Genomic DNA, 26,205 nt, shown 5'->3' with positions numbered 1-26,205 from the left:
GGCAAGCCCGCTCGCCACAAAAAAAAGACCACTCACCACGCAGGCCCGCTCCTCACAATTGGCCCGCACGATCGCGGATCAACCCCGCCCCACGGACCCCGACACCGGAAGATCACCCAGCAACTTGAGCCCGGTGCTCTTCACAAACGTCGCGTAGTCCATCGGTTTCTGGATGCGCGTCTCGGCGTTGGGCAGCACATAGGCCCAGGCGCGCTTGCTGGAGGCGTCATACACCAGCTTGAACAACCGCGTCGGCACCCAGACCTTGTTGTGGCCGATGGTGCCGTAGCCCGGGTCGAACAACGGGCCGGTGAACACATACACGTCGCCACCGGCACGCACGGCAAACTTGCGCACGTCGGCCTCGACCTTGCTCCAGACCTTGCGGTTGTTGGTGGGGTCCTGGGGCACCATGTTCGACAGCGCGAACGACTGCGCCATCGCATTGGCATTCGGTGCATCGGCGGCCGGGGATTGATGACCACGGTCCACCGCCGGGTGCTGGGCGCGGTAGTCGCTCAACTCGGCGCGACCGCCTTTGGGGATACGCGGGTCGGCGTAGAACTGGTTGGTGCGTTCCTCGCCCTTGGCGTCTTTCAACAAGGCGGCATTCAGGCGTTCGACCACCACCAGCGGGGTCTTGCTGGTTTGCGAGTAGAGCACTGCGAAATGGTCGGAACACAGCGCCAGCGGTTTCATCGCGGTTGGCACGGTGGCGGTGTTGATCGGTGCGGCGGGGAACAGGTCGGCACAACTGTCGAAGGACAGTTGCTTTTCCTGTTTGGAATACAGGTCCGGCAGGCTGCGGGCGTTGGCCCCGCAAGACAGCAAAACAAAGGCGGTCAGCCCAACGGCAAGTTTGCGTAGGTACATGCATTGAATCTTCGAAAAGGAGTGAAGCGGCTGGCTCCGGCGTACGGAGCCAAGTGGATGATATTGCGAGGATTATTGACTAGCAGATGTCAGATTAGTGCCCGACTGCTGAAGGTTTTCCCGCAGCCCGCGCACCTGGTTTGAAACCATGGGCACGGGCGCTCCAGGCAATCGCCAGCGACACACCGATCAACAGCAGCATCGCCCACGGAAACGAGGCCACGCCCCAGGTCTCCAGCAACACCCCACCGACGACACCGCTGCCGGCGATCGCGCTGTTCCAGGCCACCACATTCAGCGACAGCGCCACGTCGGCGCCATCGCCCGCCGCATCGGCCAGGGCAGTCTGCAGCAGGGTCGCGGCGCCGCCGAAACTCAGGCCCCACACGGCCACGCCGAGGTAGACCACTTCCGGCAGGTTGCCAAAAAGGCCCAGCCCAAGCGAGACGACCGCGAACACCGCCAGGCTGACGAGCACGGTCTTGCGCAACAACGACTCAACGAGCCTGGCCGTGAGCCAGATCCCTGCCAACGCGGCAACCCCGAACACCAACAGCACCAGGTCGACCCGCTCGGCCAACCCCGCCGGCGCCACGAAGGGTGCAATGTAGGTGTACAGAATGTTGTGCGCCAGCATCCAACTGATCACCACCGCCAGCACCGGCCGTACGCCCGGCGTGCTCAGCACCTGGCCCAGCGACATACGTTGATGGGCGGGCTGGGGAGCGTAGTCCGGGACTTTGACCAACACCCACGCAATCAATACCAGACTCACCGCCGACATCAGGCCAAACGTGGTGCGCCATCCCACCAACCCACCCAGCCAGGTGCCGAGCGGTACACCCAACGACAGCGCAATCGGCGTGCCGACCATCGCCAACGCCAGCGCCCTGCCCTGCTGGTGCGGCGCGACCATGCGCCGGGCGTAACCGGCCAGCAGGCTCCAGGCCAACCCCGCTGCCACACCGGCGAAAAAACGCGCCACCAGGGTCACACCATAGTGGGACGACAGCGCGGTGATGGAGTTGAACAGCAGGAACCCGACGATGGTCAGCAACAGCACATTGCGCCGGCGCCAGCCACGGGTCGCGATGGTCATGGGGATCACCGCCAGCACCGAGCCCAAGGCATACGCGGTGACCATCTGCCCGGCCATCGACGGGGAAATCGCCAGGCCGTCACTGATCAACGGCAACAGGCCGGCGGGCAGGGTTTCGGTGACGATGCAGATAAAGCCGGTCATGGCCAGGGCGAGCAAGGCGCCGATGGGCAGGCGGTCGGATGACGCCGATAAAGTGAGTGAAGGTGTCACGGGTAACTCCTTGAACGGGATTTAAATACTGATCGATACAAATGTTGCGACCGGACATAGCGCGTTGTCAACGACTTATGTATCGACTAGTATTTATCTCGCTTCCCCCACCGGAGATCCGCCATGGCACAAATGGGCCGCCCCCGCACCTTCGACCGCGATCACGCCGTAGACCAGGCCTTGCACCTGTTCTGGCAGCACGGCTACGACGCCACCTCACTCGCCCAACTCAAGGCTGGCCTGGGTGGCGGTATCTCCGCGCCGAGTTTTTATGCGGCGTTCGGTTCCAAAGAGGCGCTGTTCGACGAATGTGTTCAGCGCTACCTGACGACCTACGCACAGGTCACCGAATGCCTGTGGGACGAAAGCCTGTCGCCGCGTCAGGCGGTTGAAACGGCGCTGCGCCAGTCGGCACGCATGCAGTGTGAAGACGGGCATCCCAAGGGTTGCATGGTGGCGCTGGGCGTGATGAGTGCGCCGAGCCCCGAGAATGCGCGGGTGGCGAATGGATTGACGCAATCGCGGCTGCGCACACGGGCGGGGATTGTGGCCTGTGTGCAGCGTGCGATACGTGCAGGGCAATTGCCAGGCACGATTGACCCGGCGGTGATGGCGACGGTATTTGACAGTTTCCTGCAGGGCATTTCGATCCTTGCGCGCGACAACGTTCCCCACGCCAGCATCGACGCGGCGATCAGCCAACTGCTGCTGACCTGGGATATTGCCGCGTCTACGGCGCCGCCGATTCGTCCCGGCATTGCATCAGGAAATCCACAAACGCCCGCACCCGATGCGGCACATAGCGACCATGGGGATACAACAAGGTAAACGGCCGTGAACGCCCACCGAACGGCTGCAGGACTTCTACCAGGCTGCCGTCAGCCAGTTCCTGCTCGACAATAAACTTGTAGGTCTGAAACAACCCCGCGCCGTGCCTGGCCAGGAGATACGCCGGCCATTGCTGGGCAGTTCGTACTGGATGCATTCATGGGCGGGTAGATCTTCCAGCGTCTGTGGGATGCCGGCGCGCTCAAGATAGGACGGTGCCGCGACCACCACCAACTCGGCGTCTTCCAGCAGGCGCGCAATCAGCGATGAGTCGGGCTGGGCGCGCACACGGACCGCCAGGTCGTAGCCTTCGGCGACGAAGTCGATATTGCGGTTGCTGATGTGGGTATCCACCGTCACCTGCGGGTACAGCGCACGAAACTTCGGCAGTAGCGGCAGCAGACGGTGATGGGCGTAGGTGGTGGGAATACTGATACGCAACAGGCCGGACGGCACTGCTTGCGCGCCCATCACCTCCTGTTGCGCTTCCACCAGTTGGGTCAGGGCCTGGCGGCATTGTTCGAAGAAGGTGCGGCCACTGTCAGTGAGGCGGATGCTGCGCGTGGTGCGCACAAACAGCCGCGAGCCCAGGCGCTCTTCCAGGCGTGAAATGCTGCGGCTCACGGCCGCCGGCGTGACACCGGCAACCTGCGCGGCGGCGGTGAAGCTGTTGGCTTCGGCGGCGAGGCAAAACAGCTCGATGCTGCCGAGCTGCAGGTCTTCGAAATGGCGTTTCACACTGGGTCCACCCGGTTACGGCTGCGGGGGATTGCAACACGTCCGCGCCCAGTGTGCCACTGCTTGCTTACGCCGTTGGCTCGATCAGGGTTGTCAGCCGCGCGGGGTTTGCAAGGCGTGGTACCCGTAGTCTGCGCGCGCTTGCCGCAATGGGACACCGGCGTCGATGGCCGCACGAATCTGTTCCTCGGCCTGGTGGATTTCTTCGGCGACCGTCAGCACCTCGCTCACTGAAACCGCAGGAATGACCACTAGCCCGTCACCATCGCCCCGTAGCCAGTCATCCGGTCTAACCCGCACGCCACCCAGCGTCACCGCCTCCTGTATCGCCTCGACACGCACGCGATCCTTGCCGGTGCGCATCCAGTTGCCCCGGGAAAAGATCGGGTAATGGAGTTCCAACGCACGATCGACATCGCGGCAGATACCGTCGATCACCGTGCCGGCCAATTGTTTGCGGGCAGCCGTAGAGGTCAGCAGGTCGCCCCATACGGTGGTGTCGAGGCGTGCCTGATTGTCGATCACCACCACTTGCCCTGGGGCAAGGTCGTCGATGTAGTCGCCCACCGAGCCCCCCTCCAGGCCAACAGGTCCGTAGCGCAGGGTCCAGGCTTTGCCCGTAAGGCTGAAGGACCGGTCCAGCGGCTTGATGTCGGTACATTGACAAAGGATTTTCAGGCGATCCATGGCATCGCTGAGGTCGGTACAACTGAGGGCGTCCAGGCGTTGATGAATAGAGCGTTGCATGAGGAAGGCTTCCTTGTGTTGAGGGGTTAACCTGCGTTCGCCGCCAGGCTGAGCGCGTGGATCTTGTCGACAATCTGCCGCGAAGCCTTGCGGATCGCCGTCGTTGTGGTGCCTGCAATATGCGGTGTGAGCTGGGCATTGCCGACGCCTGCCAGTGGCGAGTGGAAGCAGTCTTTTTCCAGGGCGAAGGTATCGATGGCGGCTGCTTTTATATGCCTGGGAAACGCCGTCATGAAACTCGCCAACTGCGCTTCATCGACGATGCCGCCGCGCGCGGTATTGATCAGTATCGAACCTTGGCGCATCTGCCTGAACTGGGTCAGCCCAAACAGGCCGCGGGTCAGCGGGGTCAACGGTACGTGGATCGAGACCACGTCGGCCTCCCTCAGCAATGCTTCGAGGGTTTGCCGGCGCTCAAGGCCAAGGCTGCGCGCGACCTGGTCGGTAAAGCGTTCCGAACCGGTGGCGATGACCTTGAGACCAAGCGCTCCCGCCTTGCGTGCGACCTCTTGAGCGATGCTGCCCGTGCCGACCACCCCTAGCGTGAGTTCACCGAACTCCAGGCCTGGCGCCAAGGTGCCCTTGGACCAGCATCCCTTGTGCGTTTCAGCGTTGTAGTGGTCCAGGTCCCGGGATAAATACAACGCCTGGGCCAGGACATATTCAGCAACCGCAGCCGCGTTGGCGCCTGGAGTGTTCAGCAGGGTCACGCCACACTGCTGGGCCGCTTGCCGGTCGATATGGTTGACGCCCGTACCGGCTTGAGCGATAGCGCGCAGCGGCGTTGGCAGAGCCGGTGACGCAGCGTTGCGAATCAGTTCGCCCTCAATGGGAATATTCAGGCGCGTCTTGAACACGCTGTACCCTCCGGCCAACATCACGGCCCCCATGAAAGCCTGCCGGTCGTGACCGTTGATCTCGGTGTAGTGAATGCGCTCGCCATAGTGCTCGCGGATACCATCCTTATCAGTGAAATAGTAGAGATTCAGGGTGACGACCAGGCCCAACGCGAGGAATCGGTCGACTTCCTCGAATAACAACGGCGGGCCGGGTGCATCGAGTATCAGGGTGGTGAATGCCATGCTTGTGATCCTCTTGAACGGCGCACAACCGCGCCGACAGCCAGGTCGCCCCGGCTGTCGGCGGGTGCTTTACCAAGTGAAGTGGCAGGCGCTGTCAGGATCGACCAAGCCTGTATCGGTACTGGCTGCCGCCAGGAACCCACTGTAAAAATCGTTCAGTGAAGAGGCCTTGATAAAGTCTGGGTTGCTTTTGGCATAGATGAGGAACAACCGATAAATGCGCAGGTTTTTCTCTTTGCGGTAGACCTCGGCCTTGAGGCTAGGCCACAGATTGAGCAGGGAGTTTTCCTTGATTTTCCACGGGTCCTGCGGCTCTACGCCGGTGGTGGCCTTGTGCACAAAACGCTTACCCGCCACCACTTCCAGATGCAGGCTGGCCAACAGTTGCTCGCCGGTACCGACAGCTTCGGTGTGCAACGCCTGCGCCAGCGACAGGATGTGCGTTTTCTCTGGAACGCTGCCCGCCAAGGTCAGCCAGGCGCACGTGAGGTCGGTTCGGGCGATGGCGTACGCCATGCCTTTGACATAGCTGCGAAAGCTGTCGTCCTCCGTAAAGGCTTCCAACAATTTCGCCGCGGGCTCATCGGCGAACTGCCCGACCCCGATCAGTTCGCTGTGCAGTCCACTGGCCAAGAGGGCGCGAGTCCAGGGAATCGCACGAATGGCATCCGGCCTGGACTCGAAGACCTTGATATTGAAGAGGCGTGACGGCGGCCGAGTGCCCTTGGCGGTGGCCCTGACCACGTCGAATCGCGCCATGTCCCGCAGCAAGGCTGGCAGCGCCGGATGCTCGAAAAAACGCGACTGGTAGCGGCGCACGACATCGGACCAACGCTGGATCCTGTCGGCGATTACCGCCTCCGAGGGCTGCGTGCGGGGCTCAGCATGCATGCGGTAGAGTTGGCTGAGAAAATTCACCGATTGATTGCGGGTCAACAAATGGCCGCGCATTTCCGCACACCCGGCCAGCATGAATCGGGTTTCCGGTCCGTCCAGGGCGCCGAACTCTTGCAGGGTATCGGCGATCACTCCATTACAACGCGCATGCTCGCCCCCCATGATCACGTGGGTAACCACCTCGATACCGTACCGAGCCGCGATCCGCTGGTGCTGGTGAGCGATAGCCATGTTCAGCTTGTGCATCCCCTTGCCACCCTGCTTGCCAGTGTCGCTGGGGCCGAAGGTGATGTATTGGCGGTTGCCCCGTGATGCCAAGTGCTGCCTGTAAACCGGGCTTTCATAAATCTCATGCACCGTGGCCAGGGTTTGCTCGGCGCCCGCCAGGTCTTCGGGTTGCAGGGCGATGTCGATGCCCTCCCGCACCTGGGCCGCCTTCATCAAAAACAGGACTTCCAGCACACTGAGGCTCGATGTGTACTCGGCGATCCCGTGGATGTTCATGCGTTCGCGATAACGGTCGATCATCTCAAAACGTTCGACCGCATTGCGGGCGTCGTACATGCGAATGTAGCCCGGGTCCTGTTCCATCAATGCGATGTAGTCCTGGCCCTTGTAGCGCAGGGCTTTCTCTTCATAAATCGCAGCGGTGCGCCGCAGGTAGGCCTGCCAGAAATCCGTGGGCGGCTGAACGCTGTCGTCCGCCAGCGCGGCATCAAGCACCGCCCGGCGCTCCCGCTCATCCAGGTCACGATAGGGGCGGGATGTGCCTGCGCCAGGATCCTGTTGCCATTGGCTGGAAACAATCTCATCGACCACGCTGCTGAACATCTCGGCGTTTTCGCGGAACTCGATCTCCACATAATGAAAACCAAAGGCCTGCACCCGCAGCAACAACGGGTCGATGCCCGCAGGCTGGGTGAAGCGGATGCTGCTCAGCGCTTCGATCAATTCGGCCGGGGCGGCAAAGGCATCGGCGTGATCCTTGTCCAGTCGGGCACGAATCTCTTCCAGGCGATGCCGTGCGCCACCGTCTTTGATCAGGCTATTGATGTCTGCGATATAACGGCTGCGCAGCGCTGATTCCAGGGCGATAACCAAGGTTTCGGTGTGCTGGTTTGTGTCGTACGGCCGCCCATCCTTGTCGCCATACAACCAGGTGAACACCGTGAGCCACTGGGTCCGGGCCGCCAGACCCAGGGCCTGATAGACATCGGGCAATGCGTCGTACACGCTGTTGGCATAGAAGATCTGCGACTCGATATCGACACCCTGGTTGCCCGACCACACGGCGTTGTACAGCGCCAACAAAATCTCTTGAGTGGCCTGGGGTTTCTTGAGCCCGTGGTCTTCCAGATGCTGGGCGAGTTTTTGCAACACCTGGACAACGGAGTGCTTGAGTTGATCGGTCTCCTTGCACAGCAGGCCCAGGCTGACGTTCACCCTGGACGACCCGGCAAAGGTCGGCGGAGACACAGGGTTATGATTGGCCTGCGAAGCAATATGGGAAGCGACGCCCCTGACAGATACTTCAAACAGCAGTTGCTTGATCAACAACAATTTCCAGAACGCCTCGACGTCTTTACTGGAACGCGACTCAAAGAAGGCCTTGCCCAAGGCGGCGGCCAATTTCGAATCTGCTTTATCCAGATAAGACAGGGTATCGATTTCGGCGTAGATCCTCAGGCAGGCTCGGGTATGCGGACTGTGAGAAACATCATCGGTGCTGATCTTCAGTGCCTGTTCCAACGCGCGCCACAACACATCATGCACAAGCGCGGGGTGTGTATGGCTGATAGAGGAACGGGTTGACGCATCTTCAAGTATGGAGTTGATCATGTGGTTCATCGGTTCAAGCCTCGATAATTAATACAGATCCCTTGTTTGCACTCCACCGCGTGGGTGGAAGCAAAATCATCAATGTCACAGGCCGAAACCACTGCGTCGCAACGAACGGGTATCCCCTGTTCGCCGACAGAAAGCCCCCAGATCGGTACCGAAAAGCGGCAAAAAATCTGAAACAAGTTGTTACACTTCAACTTGAATAAATCATGTCGCCGCTTTTTCGACAAAAGACCTTTTTGGAATAAAACGCGCATAAAAAGATAGCCAGCTTAAGAACGGTTTCCCGATCCGACACTGACTATTCTTTTTCAAGCAATTGATTATTAGGGGTTAATGAAGGGAGTCAAAAACGCATTACGCCCAGAAAGCACTCACGCCGACAGGATGTGCCAGGTCATTCTTAAATAATTCTTCATAAAGGCATGACCCCATATGCACCGGACGATCCCGAGCCCTTGGCATCGTGCCCGGCCGCGCAGGGGTGGACTCGGGCTCAAACGACGAGTGCAAAAAGATAGAAAATGACTGTGAATCATTGGGCAAAATAAAGGCGCTCCAAAGAGCGCCTTTATTCATTTCAACTCACTGCTCGCTGATGGACTTCACATCCGCCTTGGCAGCGCCACCAATCGCAATGCGTTTTGGCTTGGCTTCCTCCGGTACCACCCTGAGCAGGTCGATGCTCAGCAGGCCGTTGGAAAGCTGGGCGCCCTGCACTTCGATGTGGTCGACCAGGCGGAACGACAAGCGGAACGCACGCTGGGCGATGCCCTGGTGCAGGTAGGTGATGCCCTCATCGTGTTCGCGCTTGCCGCCGGCGACGGTCAACACGCCTTTTTCCACCTGGATTTCCAGGTCATCCTCCACCAGGCCTGCGGCCGCAATCACGATCCGATAATGATCGTCACCGTGCTTTTCGACGTTGTGAGGTGGGTAGGTGGTGCCGGCCTCGCTGCGAAGCGCCGATTCGAAAAGGTCGTTGAAACGGTCAAAGCCGACAGAGTGACGGAACAGTGGGGCCAACGAAAGAGTAGTAGCCATTGCAAAATCTCCTGAGGTTTCTCCAAGTGATTTGATACGCGACCCGCATTCGGCATCGCGTAAAACCTAAGTAGGTTCGGGCTGAATATTTTCAAGCGGCGCTCACAAAATTTTTTTATCCGACATGATGAGCTCCCGACGAAAGGCTGACACAACGGCGCGCCAGGACCGTCGTGGGGTCAACCAGGGCGACCCGGTGGGCGCCGATCTCGAACGCCTCGCAATGCGCCAGCACCAACGGCAACTCGGTACACCCGAGAATCAACACCTTCGCCCCTTGTTCACACAGATGCTCTGCCGCCAGCAGCAACTGCTCACGGCACACGCCAGCGGTAAACCCCGCCTTGATCCCCCGTTCGCCGTAGATCGCCTCCATCACCAGCGCCTGGTAATCAAAGCCAGGCGTGATGAGTTGCAAGCCGCAGCCTCGCGCGGCCTGGTGGTAGACCTGGCTTTGCAGGGTGCCGGACGTCGCCAGCAAGCCCACGGCCTGGCCGCTGCCGTAGGTCTGCACGATCCACTCCACCGTCTCGCTGAGCATGTTGACGATGGGCACGCGCAGGTGCGCCTGGATGCGTTCGACAAACGCATGGGCGGTGTTGCACGGAATCGCGATGGCCTGGGCGCCGGCGCTTTCCAGGCGTTTGCAGGTGGCGTACAGGGCCAGGGTCGGGTCGGTTTCATCACGTAGCAGGTTGGCGGTGCGGTCGGGGATCTGCGGGTTCTGTTCCACCACCATCTTGATGTGGTCCTGGTCTTTGCCGGCCGGGGTATGGGCGACCACCTTGCCCATGAAGTCCACGGTAGCCGCCGGGCCGACGCCGCCGACGATGCCCAGTTTGAACGGTGGCTGACGCGCCGAGCCATCGGCCTGGGTGGCGAACTCGGCGTAGATCTGGTTGATGTCGAGGGCGCTGATACCACGCCGTTGCAGGTCGCCGCAGACCAGCGACAGCTCGGTCATGCCCGGCACAATCACCGTGGCGCCCTGCCCTTGCAGCGACAGGCACGCCTGGTACACCGACTCCAGCGGCACACCGTCAAGGTGGCCGTCCTTGATGCCGTTGACGCCGTACATCGCCTCCATCAAGGCGGCCTGGGCGTGGTCCTCCGGGTACACCAGGTTGAAGTGCTGGCCGAGGTGCTGTTCAAACAAGCCGCCGTGACGCACGAAGTCCGATGCGATCACGCCGAGGGTGGCGCCAGGCGCTATTCGACGGGTGATGTGCCGGACCAGCGCGTGCATCATGTCCAGCACGGGAATGCCCAGTTCCTGCTGGATTTCAGCGCGAAAGGTCTGGCTGGCGAAACACGGCAGCAGCACCGCATCCACCCCGGTGTTTTCAAAGGTCTTGCATACCTGGAACACATAGAACTTGCGCGCGGTCATGCTCGCGTTACGGTCCAGGGGCAGCAGTACATCCTTGAACGGGTGCTGCTCGAACAGGAAGTGATAGCGCCCCTGGTCCTCCAGCACGGCACGGGACTTGACCAGTTTGTAGAACAGATCGCCGCCCGCCAGCGAACCGAGCCCGCCGACGATGCCCAGCCGGGAGGTGGTTGTCATGCGTGCACTCCCTGCGGCAGTTCAGCGGGTTCTTCCGCGCTCTCGGATTTGGCCACCACCGCCGTGGCGATGCTGTTGCCCACCACGTTGGTGGCGGTGCGCGCCATGTCGAGGAACTGGTCGATACCGATGATCAGCAACAAACCCGCCTCGGGCAGGTTGAACATCGGCAGCGTCGCCGCCACCACCACGACCGACGCCCGCGCCACGCCGGCCATGCCTTTGCTGGTGATCATCAGCGTCAGCAAAATCAGCAGTTGCTGGGTGAAGCTCAGGTCGATGTTGTAGGCCTGGGCGATGAACATGATCGCGAACGCCTGATACATCATCGAGCCGTCAAGGTTAAACGAATAGCCCAGCGGCAACACAAAACTGGAGACTCGCTTGGGCGCGCCGAACTTCTCCAGCGCCTCCATGGTTTTGGGGTAGGCCGACTCGCTGCTGGCCGTGGAAAACGCCAGCAGGATCGGCCCGCGGATCAGCTTGCCGAGGGTGAACACCGAGCGTCCGAGAAACAGGTAACCGGCGGCGAACAACAACACCCAGAGCAGGGCGATCCCCAGGTAGAACTCGGCAATCAGCTTGGCGTAATCGGCCAGCAGGCCCAGGCCGTTGGTGGTGATCGCCGAGGCAATCGCGGCGAACACGCCGATCGGCGCGAAAGCCATCACGTAGTCGGTGATCTTGAACATGACCTTGGCCAGCTCGTCCACGGTGTCGGTGATGCGCGTGTAGCCGGCGCGCTTGACCCCGGCCAGGGCGAAGCCGAAGAACAGCGAAAACACCACGATCTGCAGGATCTCGTTGTTGGCCATCGCCTCGGCAATGCTGCGCGGGAATACGTGGCTGATGAAGGTCTTGAGGCTGAAGTCCCCGGTGTTGACCGGCACCGCTGCCGTCGCATGTTGCACCACCTGCATGTTCAGCCCGGCCCCCGGCTGGAACAGATTGACCAGGGCCATGCCAAGCATCAGCGAGACCAGTGACGCCGTGACGAACCACAGCATCGCACGCAAGCCGATGCGCCCTACCGAGTGCGAACTGCCCATGCTCGCGATGCCGCCCACCAGGGTGGCGAACACCAACGGCGCAATGATCATCTTGATCATGCGCAGGAAAATATCGGTGACCATCGAAAAGTACCCCGCCAGCACCTTGGCGGCCTGCTCGCTTCCTGCATAGTGGTGACATGCCCAACCCACCAGCACGCCCAAGACGATGCCAACTGCGATTCGACGGGGGAGTTTGTTCTTCTTCACAGGTGCGGCCCTCAGATGGCTTTTGTTGTATGGAGCGGATTCTAGGGACCCACCCCGGCCGCCATGATGAGTAATCCAGCTAACCCCATGCGCTTTTGGAATAGTTTGCAGAAAGCCCAGCCCAGGCTGCGCGCGGCGGCATACACTCAGGGCTCATCGCCTGGAGAACCGGCATGCAGATCAAATGGTTGGACGACCTCTTGGCCATCGCCGAGTGGAAAAATTTCTCCCGCGCCGCCGAAGTGCGCTGCGTGACGCAATCGGCGTTGTCGCGGCGCATTCGTTCACTGGAAGAATGGGTGGGCGTCGAACTGGTCGACCGTGGCACCTACCCGGTGCAACTGACCGCCGCAGGCGCCGCCTTCTGCAGCGAAAGCCGCGACGCCCTCGCCGGCCTGATGCGCCTGCGCGCCAGCCTGCGTGAAGTGGAACGCATGCCAGGGCGCTCGATCCAGGTGACCGCCGCACACAGCCTGTCGATGACCTTCCTGCCCAAGTGGCTGACGCAGTTCCAGCGCCAGACCGAGCAGTTCAATGCACGAGTGGTGGCAGCGAATATTCATGACGCGGTGATTGCGCTGGAAGAAGGCAGTTGCGATTTGATGATCGTCTACCACCATCCCCTGGCGCCGATCCTGCTGGACGCGCAACGCTTCGGCAGCCTGGCCCTGGGGCATGATGCGTTTATTCCGTTGTGCGCGCCGGACAAACGCGGCCGACCGCTGTATCGCCTGCCGGGGAGCACCGGAAAACCCGTCCCGCATCTGGCTTACACGGCCACCACGTTCCTGGGCAGGGTCGCGGAAATCGTGATCAAGAACGGCCCTGCACCCGCCGTGCTGGAGCGCTGCTACGAAGCCGACATGGCCATGCTGCTGATGCGCATGGCTATCGAAGGTTACGGTGTGGCGTGGTTGCCACAGAGCGCGGTGGTGGATGAGTTGGAGCGTGGGCTGCTGGTGCGGGCGGGTGGCGAGGCGTGGAGTACGCGGTTGGAGATTCGCTCGTACTGCGCGATTGAAAACCAGAACCCAACGATGAGGAAGTTGTGGCGCACGCTGGAAGGGCTGCGCTGACGTCAATGCACCTGCGGCATCGCCATTCGCAAACGCTGGGCAAGTAAATCGGAGAACGCTTGCGCCAGGGCCGTACGGGGAACATCACTGCGAAAAACCAGGCCGAATGAATACGGCAAAACCGGTAGAAAAGGCCGCGTCACGATCGGCAAGTCCAAGAAATCATTGGCCAGCAATTCGTTGATGATCGACACGCCGATGCCCTCGGCGACGAAAGCGCAGGCGGCACCTGCCGAATGCACTTCCATGCGCACGTTGGGAAGAATGGACGCCTGCCGAAACACCTGGTCAAGCTCCGTGCGCAGGTTGCGCTGGCGGCCCAGCAGCACCAGCGGCACACCGCGCAAATCACTCACCTGGATAACGCGCTTTTCGCACAGCGCGTGCGCTTGGGGAAGCACGCATACGCCTTGCACCTGCAACACCGGCACCACGTCGAAGCCCGGCAATTCGGTGGGCAGGCGCACAAAGGCAAAATCGACGCTGCGGTCCAGCACCGCGCGCTCAAGCGCATCGTAGGAACCGGTGACCAGTTCGATAACAAGGTCGTCGCGGCCCTGCATGAATTCGGCAACCACACGGGGCAACCATTGGTGGGTCATGCTGGTGGGCACCGCCACACGCAGCAGCGCCCGGCCAGCGTGCCCCAGGCGCAGGTCGTCGGCCATGCGCTGGACGCGTTGCATGTTGTCGACCAGCCCCGACACCTCCGGCAAAAACGCCTCGGCCTCGGAGGTCGGCGTCAGCCTGCCCTTCCTGCGCAGGAACAAGGCAAAGCCCAGTGACTCTTCGAGCTGGCTGAGCAAACGGCTGATGGCCGACTGGGACAAGCCCATGCGCGTGGCGGCATCGATGGTCGAACCGGTCGACATGATGGCCTGGAACGCTTCCAGTTGTTTGAGATTCACGCTCGGGCTCCAAGCAGACACGACTGGGCGCAGTTTCCGCTGGCAACACCGGCGGCGTCCAGCTTTGCAGCCCTACCAGAGCTTGATGTCGTAGGTCAGGTACAGGCGATTGTAGTCCCAACTGGTGAGCACATTGGAGCGGTACGCCGTGTTGCGAAATTCTGCCCCCAGGCCTTTGAACGTGCCGTCCTGGATCACGTACTTGAGGCTGGTATCCAGCTCGTGCTCATCGGCCGGTTTGCCGGAATACTTGGCGTCGAAACCTTTGTAGTAGCGGACCATGAAACTCAAGCCCGGGATCGCCAGGGCGGAAAAGTCATAGTCGTAGCGCAGCATCCAGGTTTTCTCATCCTCCAGGATGAATTTGCTCACGCCCGGACTGGTAAAGGACGTGGTGGCCGCACCATTCAAATAGGGCAATGCGGCGTTACCGGACAATTGCTGATAGCCGCCTCCGAACGTATGCCCGCCGAGCCGATAACTCAAGGAGCCGCTGAACATGTCGGCGTCCGCAGCACCGTTATAGGCCGCCCCCGTTTCAAGACTGTTGTAATAACGCACGTCCGTCGTCAAGTGACCTGGCCCGACAGCCACTTTATGCACAACCCCGAAAAAGTGCTGGCGATAGAAGTTTTCAAGTTCACCGTAGTAATAAGACAGGCTGATCGTTTTATTGAGTGCATACGTACCACCCACAAAGTAAAAATCACCATGCTTCGGACCTTTGTAACCGCTCGGTATCAGATCGACGTTATCGCTGGAGTTACGCAACTTTGATTGATCCAGTCGCCCACCTTGCACAAATAGATGTTCGATACCGGTGTATTCAAACTGCGTGCCTTGGAATGTCTGTGGCAGCAAACGCCCATCGTTGTAACTGACCACCGGGTTCTTGGGCAACAACGTGCCCGTCTTCACCACGACATCGGCAAAACGCAGCTTGCCGGTCACGCCTAGGCTGGAAAAATCACGGGCGGCGCGGCCATCATCATGCACTGGCAACAGGCCTGTACCGGCGTGTGCAGGGCTGGAGTCAAGCCTCAGCCCCAGCAGGCCCAGGGTGTCAAGGCCAAACCCGACGGTCCCGGGCGTGAATCCGGAACGCATCGTCAGCAACAACCCCTGTGCCCATTCGACACGGTCGTTGCCGCCGCTGCGGTTGTCATGATTGAAGGCGTAATTACGCAACGCAAGGTGGCCGGTGGAATCCTCGAGGAAACCTTCGGCGCGCACGCTTGATATACCAGGCACCATTAAGCTGGCGCACAAAAGCCCGCCGGTCGTTATAAACGCACGCATGTTAAAGCCCTCAGCTGTGTTTTATTTTTTGCGGCAGAGAGTAAGAAAAGTTGCTTGACCAAGTATTTCCTGGCCGATGCTCTTGGGTGTTAATGACCTGAATGAGCAAACAACGCTATCGAATTAAAACAGGGGCGACAAGCTTATGACAAAAGCGCATCAGGCTATGACAGATAACCCGACAACACCTTGAAACGCATAGCCCAATACGCGTTCTTCATAACGTTGTGAGGTATTTATGATTGCCCTACTGTGCCGATGTAGCCGTTGGCTATTCCCATAAAAAAAAGATGAGAGCACCGCTATGTCATCCACTGCGCCAACAGTCACCGACACCGCGCCACCCAAAAACACCCGCCAACTCAACCCGGCAATCATCTTGCTGAGCATTGTGTTTCTGGCCATGGTGCTGACTTATGTGGTGCGCTCCGGCCAGTTTGAACGCCAAGACGTCCGCGTGATTCCCGGGACCTATCAGGTACTGGAAAAAGACACCTCGCTCAGCCAACTCTTCGCCCTGCCGCCGCGCTCGTCGAATAAAACCGTGGCACAACCGGTATCGCTGGCCGAGACCTTTCTGGCCATTCCCCTGGCCATCGAGAAACGCGCCGGGCTGATTTTCATGGTGCTGTTCATCGGTGGCATGTTTGCCGTGCTGAACAAGACCGGCACCATCGATGCCGGCCTGGACCGACTGCTCGGTGCCACCAAAGGCAACGTCTACATTCTGGTGCCAACCCTGATGCTCGCATTGTCGGCAGGTAGCACCTTCATGGGGCTGGCGAAGGAATACATCATGTTCGTGCCCGTGATGGTGGCCATGGCAAACCGCCTGGGCCTGCCCAACATCGTCGGCTTGGCAATCGTCGCGCTGGCGGTAAAGACGGGGTACATGGGCTCGATTTCCAACCCCATCGCGCTGTCTGTCGCGCAACCCTTGGTCGGCCTGCCAGTGTTCAGCGGGCTGAGCATGCGCATCGTCGCGTACTTCATTTTTGTCACGCTGGCCGTGGGCTACATCCTGTTCTACATCCGCCGGAGCGGCTTCGATACCTCGGCCACATTTTCCCACTCGGGCAAAAAACTCTCCGTGCGGCACACTCTCAGCCTGATCACACTGGGGGTTGGGGTCGGCTTCCTGGTGTACGCCTCCAACACCTGGCACTGGAAGTACCCCGAGCTGTCCTCGTATTACCTGGCGCTGACCATCGTCTTCGCCGCCATCGCAGGCATGAGCCCGAGCACCACGGCAAGCACCTTTGTCGAAGGCATGAACAAGATGCTCATGGCCGGCGTGCTGATCGCACTGGCCACGGCCGTGGAGTCGATCCTCGCCAGCGGCCAGGTGCTGGACACCATCGTGCACGGCCTGTCGCAGATCATTGGCCAGCACGGCCAACTGCCTGCGGCGTTCGGCATGTTCTTCGCGCAGATGAGCCTGGATGTGGTGATTCCATCCACCAGCGGGCAGGCCGCCGTGACGATGCCGATCTTCGGTCCGCTGGGCCAACTGGCCGGCGTGAGCCCGCAGACCACGGTGTATGCCTTCCTGCTGGGCAACGGCTTGACCAACATGATCACGCCCACTTCCAGCGGCCTGCTGGTACTGCTTGCTGCGGCCAATGTGGGCTGGGTGCAGTGGGCTCGGTTTGTGCTGCCGCTGTTCCTGATCTGCACCGCGGTGGCGTTGCTCCTGCTCGCCTGCGCCGCCCTCACCGGCTATTGAATTCGACTGACCAAGGCTTTGTCATGACCCACCCCGCATTCGAAAACATGCACATTGTACGCAACCAGATGATCACCCTGCGCGATGGCGTGCGCCTGGCCACCGACATTTATCTACCGCTGGGCACCGGGCCCTGGCCGGTTGTCATCGAGCGCACGCCCTACGACAAATCCGGCCCCTCACGCTCGGAAAAACGCCTGGACGGGCTGCACCTTACCCGCGAGCAAATGGCCGCAGCTTTTACCGAGCAGGGCTTTGTGGCGATCTTCCAGGATTGTCGCGGGCGTTACCGTTCCGAAGGCGTGTTCACCAAATACATCAATGAAGGCGAAGACGGCTACGACACCTTGCGCTGGATCGTCGAACAGCCCTGGTGCAATGGCCACATCGGCAGCATGGGCCTGTCCTATGCAGCGCACACGCAGATGGCGATGGCCTGCTGCAATGCGCCAGGTCTCAAGACCATGGTGCTGGACTCGGGGGGGTTCGCTAACGCCTACCAGTGCGGCATTCGCCAGGGCGGCGCGTTCGAACTCAAGCAAGCGACCTGGGCCTACAAGCAAGCCCAGCAAAGCGCCGCCGTGCAGGCCGACCCGCAGTTGCGAGAGGCGTTGGCCCAGGAAGACATTCTCGATTGGTTTGCGCGCATGCCGTGGCGCCCTGGGCATTCGCCATTGCGCCATGTACCGGAGTATGAAAACTACCTGTTCGAGCAGTGGTCCCACGGTGACTTTGACCAGTACTGGAAGCAACTGGGTATCTACGCTGAAGGTTTCTACGAGCAGATCCCGGACATCCCGGTGTTGTTCATGTCCAGTTGGTACGACGCCTATGTCAGTTGCACGCTGGACAACTTCACGGCGTTCACCGCACGCAAGCAGTCACCTCAACGACTGATCATGGGCCCGTGGCTGCACGGTGACCGCAACATCAGCTACAGCGGCAACGCCGAATTTGGCAACGCCGCGCCTTTCGACGGCAACCTGGGCGAAGACTGGTTGAGTTGCCGAGTGGAATGGATGCAACGCTGGCTCAAACCGACCGACGCCGGACGGCACGCCACCCATCAGGTCGATGTGTTCCTGATGGGGGGCGGCAGCGGCCGAAAAAATGCAGAGGGTCGGCTGGAGCATGGCGGGCGTTGGCTCAAGTCGCCGTGTTGGCCGCTCGCGGGCAGCCAACAGCTGAACCTCTACCTGACACCACAAAAAGCCCTTTCGCCGCTCGCTCCTGTGGGGCCGCCCAGTTCATTGAGCTACTTCAGCGATCCCGCCCACCCGGTGCCGACCATTGGCGGCTCGTTGACGTCTGGCGCTCCGGTGTTCGTGGGTGGCGCTTTCAACCAGATCGAAAGCCCGGACTTTTTCGGCACCCGGGGTGACCACTCGGCACTGTGCGACCGAGATGACGTAGTGAGCTTCGAAACCCAACCGCTTGAGCACGACTGGGTGGTCGCCGGCCCGGTGAAAGTCGAACTGTGGGTGCACAGCAGTGCGCCGGATACCGATTTCACCGCCAAGCTGGTGGACGTCTACCCGCCGAGCGGCGATTACCCGCAGGGGTACGCCATGAATATCACCGACGGGATTATCCGGTGTCGCTACCGCGACTCGTGGGAACACCCGGCTCCGCTCACGCCGGGAGAGCCGTTCAAGGTGGTGATCGAACCCTTCGCCACCTGCAACCTGTTCAAGCGTGGCCACCGCCTGCGCCTGGATATCGCCAGCAGCAACTTTCCGCGCTTCGATGTAAACCCCAACAGTGGCGAGGCCGAAGGCATGGGCGAGCATCCGCAGGTGGCGCGCAATACCGTGCATATCGGCGCCGGGCATCCGAGCCGTTTGATACTCACGATCGTGAACAGTGCGCTATAGGAGGCGGATCAAAACTCTGATACATGGCGGCGCCGGCAGAGTCGGCCATGTGGCGATCCATCTGGCCAAGGCCATCGGCGCCAGGGTGTTCCCCCCCGTGCGTGAAGCCAATATTGAGTTCGCACAACGCATGGGCGCCGATGTGATCATCGACTACGAAAAGGAAGATTACGTTCACGCCATCCTGCGGGAAACGGACGGGCGCGGCGTTGATGTGGTGTTCGATACCATCGGCGGCCACACGCGTTCACGGCCTCGATCATGGACATAGCGCAGCCGCGGAACCTGGTCCAGGCCTGGGGCAAGAACGCGATAGCCGTCGTGCCCACTCAGGAAGCAACGCCATGATTTACGAGATCGCCGTGCTGCCGGTTCATAAAGAACACATCGGTGAGGCTTACTGTTAAGTGAAGGACCAGAAACGGCCTCGTCTTGCTCTCTTAAACAAATCGTCTATTACTTTATATTACCCACTCAATGCACGGTCCACCGCAGTGTGCGCAATGTTGTACGTCAGGAGAAACGTATGGCAAAGAAAAGCGCACCCAGCGCTACTGCAGCGAAGACCAAGCCGCCCGCACGCATCCACAAGACAGTAAAGACAGCAAACAAGCCGCAACCGGCAGTCACCCCGCCCCCCGAGAGTGATGTGGCTCAGATCAAAGCGTTTCGCCAGCAACTGGCCGAGCGGGGCTACGAGTCAGTGTTCGACGTCGTCCGTAAGGGCCGTGCCGAGACGATATCCAACTATCTGGGAAAGAAAACCGCGAAGCGCGAGCGGGCTGCGGCGCAACAGTTTTTTGAACAGGCCGAAGCCCACGCCGCAGCCTTGACCCGGTTGCATCGCCAGTTGACCGCACGCGGCGAGCCGATCGCCCAGGCCATCGCCAAGCTGGGCATTGCCTATGATGCCGAGTGGCTGGATCGCGCCATCGGCTCCAGCGGCAATTATCAAGATTGGTTCGGCCGGAACCTGCTCTATGCCCATCCCGATTCGGTGGGCTCGCTGTTTTCCCCTGGCAGTTACCTGACGACGCTGTACCGGGTCGCCAAACCGTTGCATCCCGCCACCCACGGCTTGCAGCTGGACAAGCGGCGCCCCGACCTGAATCGCCTGCCGTTGAGTGACACCCACCTGAACCAAGAAATATCCACCTTGACCCTGATCCTGGAGGTATTGGAGCAAGGCGTGGTGGGGGATGCCGAGGAACAGCTGCGTACCAAGGTTTTTCCGATGATCTTGCCTTACAACCATGCCAGCGAGCAGATCCGCCAGGGCTTGGCTGCCTTGAAGAGTTCGCAAGCCGAAATATGGGCCACGCTGGGCGATAACGAAGCGCGCGCGTTCTCATCTATCCCCTTTGATGCATGGATCACCCAAGTACTGACCCCGGGCTGCGTGCGCGATCGGCTGGCGTTATCGCCTGAGGAGTTCGGGATACTGACGCAGGGCATGCAGAACACCCAGGCCACAGTCGGGCGATACTACGGTTTGAGCCGAATTGCGGACATGACGCATGTGGGGTCGGAGGCCGCTATTACAGCGATCCAGAAGGATCGGTCCTTGCTGGAACGTACTCAGCTGGACCAGGAGACGTTGATGCAGGCACTGGGTGTGGGTGCCATTCAGAGAGATGTGGGCGATCGCACACTCGAATACCGTAAACCGGTAGAACTAAGGATCGATCACTCGCCTGATGATGGTGGCTATTCTTTAGTCACGATCTACGACATGAGAATAGATAGGGAGGCTGATCAGATTACTTGGGTGGCTCAGGTAAATGCCCGGCATACCGTCACCTATTCATATATGGACGATGCGTCACTCTTTATTGAAATGCGCTGGGGAAACGAATCGGTCACGAGTGACGACCCCATGATCCATTGGAGTAACGGCACGCCGGCAGGAGTGACGCGAGAAGTGAGAATAACCTTGGATATCGACTCAGGAGTGCTGAGCCGATCTGATTTTGTTCTAACCTTTGTTCTTGGGTATTCCCCCCCCTACCGACCCAGGCCTCGGCAATATGTATCAAACGGCCCAATCTCCCTGGAGTGGCCGTTGATTGCCCCGCAGAAGTACGGCGCCCGCTACATTCACGGCTGGGATAGTGACGTCAACCCCGACCCCCCTCTGTATGCGTACGTAGGAACACGGGCAGGGCACCCCGCGACGCCGCCTGCCAACAACCCGGCGACCAGCAGGCTGTACAACCGTCATGGTCAAAATCTGGAACGGCTCAATCGCGTGATCCGGCTTCAGCGGCGCGTCGGGATAACCTTCGAAGAGCTCGATTGGTTGATCGTGGCGGCGGCGGTCAACCTCTCCGATTACCCGTTGACCCGGCCACTCCAAGCCTTGGCCGTCTACCTGCCGCTGCGTGAACGCTACGGTTTTTCCGTCAATGCCTTCGTTGCGTGTATCGGCTCGATCAACACCTACCACCGCCCGGGCGAGCAGTCGTTTTTCCGGGAGTTGTTTGGAAACGACGATTTTCTCAGTACGCGCCTGTTCCTGTCGCCACCGCGCGACGACGCACCTTCACAGGCGGCACGCGCCATATTGTGCCGAGGGTTGGGCATCAGTGCCGATGTGCTCATCATGCTGGCCCGCTTGCTGCCTGGAGTCATCGATAATGGGGGCGCCATCGGCTATGTCCTGCCCACCCTGAATATAACGCATGTAGACGCACTCTATCGGCTGGTGGCGATCCCACGCCTGTTTGGGCTGGCTCCGGACGAAGCATTGCAGTTGTGGAATCTGCTGGATGCACCGGGAGTGATCGCTCAGAGTCTCAGCCAGCAAGAGCGTCCGGTGGGGGCAGCGCTCGCGGCGTTGGAACGCACGGGTTACCTGGTGGACTGGATGCGGCGCGAAGGTCTGGATGCCGCCCGTCTGATTGTGATGACCTCTCGCGACTACCGCCAGGTCGCGACACCGGAGCTGCAAGGCTTTTTGCAGAACATCTACAGCACACTCAGTGGACAACCCGGTGATACTCGCAGCGAGCAGGCGCTGTTCGAACTGCTGTGTCGGCACATCGGTGCGCAGTTTGGTTTGAAACCGAGCACGTCCCTGCGTCTGATCGAATGGATGGATGCCGTTGCCGCTCGCATGAATCCGGCATTTACCGGCTACTCGGTGTTGACCTTCTGGAATCAGATCCAAGCCTATTACAGTAGCCCGGTGAGGGGGTTATCTACCCTGGAATCTGATCTCCCACAGTTGGTGCAATATGCAAACCTGATTGCCCAGTTCGCCCTGCTGTGCCATTGGGCGCAACTCAGCGAGCAGGACCTGGCACTCATCATGCCGCGCCCTTCCCGTTCGCTGCTGACCGGCGAATTATTGCCGCCGCTTCCTGACCTGCCATTGCTGTTGCTGCTGTCACGCTACCGGCACTGGCAGAAATTGCTGGTACTGCCGGTGGCCGAAGGGCGGCGGTATTTGCAGCGCGCTGCGGCCGGCGAGTGGACGGCGCCCGCGGACATAGCACAGGAGCTTGCGCTGTTACATGGCTGGGACAAAATCCAGGTACTCGGCTGCATGGAATCACTAGGCGTCTCGCCCAGGAGCTTTCGTGAGCTGTACCCGCTCGTCGCGCGCATGCAACTGGGGCAGAAGCTGGGCCAGGCCCCGACGGATCTGAGCCTCCTGGATCTGTTGGCCGGACTGATACCCGATCAGAATACGCTTGAACAATTCGCTGCCAATATCCTCGCCGCTGCCCACGCCTGAACCGGAGGCATCATGAATAGCGCATTGGAAAACTCGCTCAACCAAACCAAGCGCGATGCGCTGGTGAGCTACTACCTGCAGTACGTCATTCCTGATCGTGGGCTGGGTACTCTCGCCACAAACATCAAAACGGCCGACGACCTTTACGAGTACCTGCTGCTGGACCCGCAGGTGAGCGGCCAGGTCACGACCAGCCGGATTGCCGAGGCGATTGCCAGCGTTCAGCTGTATATCCATCGCTGTCGCCAGTACCTGGAACCCGGCGTCAGCCTACCCGCCATGGCAGAGGCTTCGCGCCCCGGCCGCTACCTGGACCAGTGGGACGCCTACAACAAGCGTTATGCCACTTGGGCCGGGTTGCAACTCTTGCTGCACTACCCGGCCAGTTATCTGGACCCGGCACTGCGTTACCGCAAGACCACGCTGTTCAAAAACCTGGAGCAGACCATCAACCAGGGACGGGTGACCGAAGAGCGGGTCGAGCAGGCGATGCGCGATTATGTGGGGGAGTTGCGGGCTGTGCTGGATATCAGGTCGTTCAGCGCCTACCAGGCCGAGCCGGATGTGAGCGACACACCGGTCTATTTCTTGGGTCGCTCGCTTGATCAGGATGGCGACTACTACTGGCGCTATGTTGATGGCAGCAGCGGCGGAGTCAACGGTCGATTGCGTAATCCTGTGGCCTGGAGTGAGTGGTCCAGGATCCAAGTGCCTATCAAAGCAGAAGGTGATCCAGCGATTGTGTACTTCAATCACCGGGTCCATGTGATGTGGTTACACAAAAAGATTCGTAAACTGCAGGTTGATCAAGCCAGTAGTTCGGAAAACGATGTGCGGGCATGGGAAATTGTCTCGTGGGAGCTGCACCTCGCTTCGTTGCAGGCAAATGGTCAATGGGCGCAGCGTAGCTATCCATTGGAACATTTAATTCCTTCTACGGATCTCGTCAGCCCTACACGTTTGTTTGCAGCAGAACTAAGAGAGGAAGGGAGCTCAGCAGATCGGCCATTGGGTGTGTTTTTCGTTCAACAGGAAACAAACACCAACGTGCGCTACTTATGTCTTTTAAACAAACTTCTACAACATATCGACTCGCCCGGTAAGTCGTGGGAGTTCAATTTCAACTATGACATTGAATCCGTCACCACGCATACCAACTACCCAGTGTTTCCACCACTTAAATACCAAGCTCGCTTGGCTCCCCCGATTGATACCTTGACGGTAGCGGCATCAGCGAGAGCCGAGGACAACACCGCCACTCTTACTGACTTTAGAATAACGAGTGGAGCATTGTCTTTTACATCTACCCCCAAGAATCACGACGACCATGCGTACTTTGTTACATTGACAAAAGGCGGCGGCATTGAACCTCTATATTCGTCTATAGAGATCCGCACGAATGCAAATAAAAGAGTGCGTTTGCCAACAGGTTATAGCCAGCAAGTCATAGCGTCGAATCACGGTATAACGATTAGGTTATTTTTGATAACTACCTTCCCCGAATACAGTGAGCGTATTGTCTACGATGTCCCTCTCGTGCGAGCGGTTTTCGATCAACCCGCAAAAATCACGAACTTCACGCCGAACGTCAACTGGTGGATGGTGACTTCTCCCAAGCGCTTGGGACACAGTCAAATCTTTCACCTACGATCCAACGGAACCAACGGCGGTGCCGAGCATGTGATGACGACCCTTGGAGGGCCGCTACTGGAACAACGGATGCAGGAAGGCACCGACGTGCTGCTTTCTTGGAACACGCAAGCCATCCCTGTCGACCCGAGTGGATCGAATTGGGGCGGCACAATCATCAATACCCCCATGCGCTTCGAAGGTGGCATAGGCCAATATACCTGGGAGCTGTTTTTCCACGTGCCTTTCCTGATCGCCAATCGGCTGCTGGCCGAGCAGCGTTTCGACGAGGCCGAGCGCTGGTTCAAGCGCATTTTCAATCCCGCCGGCTATCGCAAGGAAGACGGCAGTCTCGACATGATCGGCAGCACACCGCGCTTCTGGAACGTCCAGCCATTGCAGCAGGACACCACCTGGAACACTTCCTCGCCGGAAAACACCTATGACCCAGACCTGATCGCCGCCAACGACCCCATGCACTATAAGCTGGCCGTGTACCTGCGTTGGCTGGAACTGTTGCTCGCACGGGGCGACCATCTGTACCGCCAGCAAAACCGTGACAGTTTGACCGAAGCCAAGATGTGGTATATCCAGGCCCTGCAACTGCTGGGTAAGCGGCCAGCCATGCCGCTGCTGCTGAACTGGGCTGATCCGACGCTGGGTCAGGCGAGTGTCGAAAACAGCGTGTCACTGAAACGCCTGGAAAAGCTGTTCGATGACAACCCCAAGGCACTGGCACCCGGCCTGGTTGGGCAGATCCAAGTGACCAACGGCCCGTTCAAGGCACCCTTCGATGACGCCTTGCTGGATTACTGGCGGCGGGTGGAGCAGCGTCTGTTCAACCTGCGCAATAACCTCTCACTTGACGGCCAGCCGTTGATTTTGCGGCTGTTCGAAGAACCCGTCTCCCCCACCGCCCTGCAGCAGGCCCGTCAAGCCGGGGATGGCAGCGACCCGGCGCCCTCAATGGCCGGCCTGGACCTTTGGAGCCAACGCTTCCCGCTGTTGCTGGAGCGCGCCCGTACGGCCGTGCAACAGGTGATCCAGTTTGGCAGCAACTTGCAGGGCATCCTGGAGCGGCGCGACGCCGATGCGTTGGGGGTACTGCAACAGACCCAACAGGGCGCCTTGTTGGGTATGGCCAACGAAGTGCATCTGGCGAACATCGCGTCACTGGAACACAACCTGGCCTCGTTGCAGGCGAGCCTAGCCGGCGTTAAGAAGCGTCAACTGCATTACAAGGGTTTGTATGACCGGCATATCACCGACAACGAACAACGCGCCATGGATTTGCGCACCAGCGCCAATGACAAACAACTCAGCGCCGGCGCACTGACCACCACCGCGGCCCTCTTAAACCAGATCCCAACCCATTTCACAGCTGGCATGGCCTACGGCATCGGCTACAAGGAGTTTGGCGGCTTGGCCCAAGCGGCGGCAAAGGTGCTGGAGCTGGATGCGCAATCCAACAACGGCAAAGCCAACAAACTCGAGGCTTCCGAGCAATATGCACGCCGACGCGAAGAGTGGCAGGCCCTGCGTGACCAGAGCGCGCATGACATTGCCCAACTGGACGCGCAGATCCTTTCAGCAACGGAACAGATCACCATGGCGAACAAACAGTCGGCGCAAACAGAACGGGAACAGGCCTATAACCAAGCGGTCCTGGATACGCTGAGCACCCGCTTCAACAGCCAGACGCTCTTCAACTGGCAGGCCGGCCGCCTCGCGGCGCTGTATTACCAACTCTATGATTTGGCCGTCG

General features: G+C 59.9%; 16 protein-coding genes and 2 pseudogenes. 7 read left to right on the top strand and 11 right to left on the bottom strand.

Annotated elements, in window-relative coordinates; all coding sequences use genetic code 11:
- Positions 1-78: 78 nt before the first annotated feature.
- Both BM017_RS28060 and BM017_RS28055 read right to left on the bottom strand, forming a co-directional pair.
- Positions 79-873 (bottom strand): DNA/RNA non-specific endonuclease, encoded by a 795-nt coding sequence (locus BM017_RS28060; protein WP_092250638.1) that lies wholly within the window; start codon positions 871-873, stop codon positions 79-81.
- 94 nt (positions 874-967) lie between these two features.
- Positions 968-2,185 carry an MFS transporter gene (locus BM017_RS28055; RefSeq protein ID WP_092250635.1) on the bottom strand — a complete coding sequence of 406 codons (1,218 nt, stop codon included), beginning with the start codon at positions 2,183-2,185 and terminating at the stop codon, positions 968-970.
- Positions 2,186-2,308: 123 nt separating this feature from the next.
- Here BM017_RS28055 and BM017_RS28050 point away from each other — a divergent pair, with 123 nt between their 5' ends.
- On the top strand, positions 2,309-3,013 hold the full coding sequence (locus tag BM017_RS28050) for a TetR/AcrR family transcriptional regulator (protein ID WP_092250632.1): 705 nt from the start codon (positions 2,309-2,311) through the stop codon (positions 3,011-3,013).
- Here the strand turns inward: BM017_RS28050 and BM017_RS28045 are convergent.
- From BM017_RS28045 to BM017_RS28015, 7 genes and pseudogenes are all read right to left on the bottom strand, one after another.
- A pseudogene (locus BM017_RS28045) lies at positions 2,916-3,751 on the bottom strand (LysR family transcriptional regulator). The gene BM017_RS28050 and the pseudogene BM017_RS28045 overlap by 98 nt on opposite strands.
- Before the next feature lie 93 nt (positions 3,752-3,844).
- A complete protein-coding gene (locus BM017_RS28040) occupies positions 3,845-4,498 on the bottom strand; it encodes an RraA family protein (protein ID WP_092250629.1) in 654 nt (217 codons plus the stop codon).
- A 26-nt stretch (positions 4,499-4,524) separates the two neighbouring features.
- Positions 4,525-5,580, bottom strand: coding sequence for an NAD(P)-dependent oxidoreductase (locus BM017_RS28035; RefSeq protein ID WP_092250626.1), 1,056 nt, complete (start codon positions 5,578-5,580; stop codon positions 4,525-4,527).
- A gap of 69 nt (positions 5,581-5,649) precedes the next feature.
- Positions 5,650-8,316, bottom strand: coding sequence for a phosphoenolpyruvate carboxylase (locus tag BM017_RS28030; RefSeq protein ID WP_256575695.1), 2,667 nt, complete (start codon positions 8,314-8,316; stop codon positions 5,650-5,652).
- Between the two features lie 588 nt (positions 8,317-8,904).
- Positions 8,905-9,363 carry an Hsp20 family protein gene (locus BM017_RS28025; RefSeq protein WP_071490189.1) on the bottom strand — a complete coding sequence of 153 codons (459 nt, stop codon included), beginning with the start codon at positions 9,361-9,363 and terminating at the stop codon, positions 8,905-8,907.
- A 115-nt stretch (positions 9,364-9,478) separates the two neighbouring features.
- Positions 9,479-10,930: a cysteate racemase gene (locus BM017_RS28020; protein WP_092250620.1), complete on the bottom strand. Its 1,452-nt coding sequence runs from the start codon at positions 10,928-10,930 to the stop codon at positions 9,479-9,481.
- Positions 10,927-12,189: a dicarboxylate/amino acid:cation symporter gene (locus tag BM017_RS28015; RefSeq protein WP_092250617.1), complete on the bottom strand. Its 1,263-nt coding sequence runs from the start codon at positions 12,187-12,189 to the stop codon at positions 10,927-10,929. The genes BM017_RS28020 and BM017_RS28015 overlap by 4 nt, the downstream gene beginning before the upstream one ends.
- A 173-nt stretch (positions 12,190-12,362) precedes the next feature.
- On the opposite strand from BM017_RS28015, the gene BM017_RS28010 reads away from it, so the two are divergent.
- Positions 12,363-13,265, top strand: coding sequence for a LysR substrate-binding domain-containing protein (locus BM017_RS28010; protein ID WP_092250614.1), 903 nt, complete (start codon positions 12,363-12,365; stop codon positions 13,263-13,265).
- 2 nt (positions 13,266-13,267) lie between these two features.
- Here BM017_RS28010 and BM017_RS28005 read toward each other — a convergent pair whose 3' ends face one another.
- Both BM017_RS28005 and BM017_RS28000 read right to left on the bottom strand, forming a co-directional pair.
- Entirely contained in the window at positions 13,268-14,173 is a 906-nt protein-coding gene (locus BM017_RS28005; RefSeq protein WP_092250611.1) for a LysR family transcriptional regulator, read from the bottom strand.
- 72 nt (positions 14,174-14,245) lie between these two features.
- Positions 14,246-15,472: an OprD family outer membrane porin gene (locus BM017_RS28000; protein WP_371914607.1), complete on the bottom strand. Its 1,227-nt coding sequence runs from the start codon at positions 15,470-15,472 to the stop codon at positions 14,246-14,248.
- Positions 15,473-15,776: 304 nt separating this feature from the next.
- Between BM017_RS28000 and BM017_RS27995 the strand changes: the two genes are divergently transcribed.
- The 5 genes and pseudogenes from BM017_RS27995 to BM017_RS28980 form a co-directional block, all read left to right on the top strand.
- Positions 15,777-17,198 (top strand): YfcC family protein, encoded by a 1,422-nt coding sequence (locus tag BM017_RS27995; protein ID WP_078049506.1) that lies wholly within the window; start codon positions 15,777-15,779, stop codon positions 17,196-17,198.
- Between the two features lie 47 nt (positions 17,199-17,245).
- Entirely contained in the window at positions 17,246-19,072 is a 1,827-nt protein-coding gene (locus tag BM017_RS27990) for a CocE/NonD family hydrolase (RefSeq protein WP_092250743.1), read from the top strand.
- 16 nt (positions 19,073-19,088) lie between these two features.
- Positions 19,089-19,384, top strand: a pseudogene (locus tag BM017_RS27985) (zinc-binding dehydrogenase); the annotation flags it as partial.
- A gap of 214 nt (positions 19,385-19,598) precedes the next feature.
- Positions 19,599-22,811, top strand: a complete 3,213-nt coding sequence (locus BM017_RS27980) for a Tc toxin subunit A (protein ID WP_092250605.1) — start codon at positions 19,599-19,601, stop codon at positions 22,809-22,811.
- 12 nt (positions 22,812-22,823) lie between these two features.
- Positions 22,824-26,205, top strand: a 3,382-nt coding sequence (locus BM017_RS28980) for a neuraminidase-like domain-containing protein (RefSeq protein ID WP_139216883.1), incomplete at its 3' end; no start/stop codon positions are given.

Origin of the sequence: Pseudomonas sp. NFPP04 (genome assembly GCF_900113815.1) — a bacterium.
In the GTDB taxonomy this organism is placed as follows: Bacteria; Pseudomonadota; Gammaproteobacteria; order Pseudomonadales; family Pseudomonadaceae; genus Aquipseudomonas; species Aquipseudomonas extremorientalis.
The sequence above is the reverse complement of the archived record's forward strand: the minus strand, read 5'-3'. Positions and strand labels throughout refer to the sequence as shown.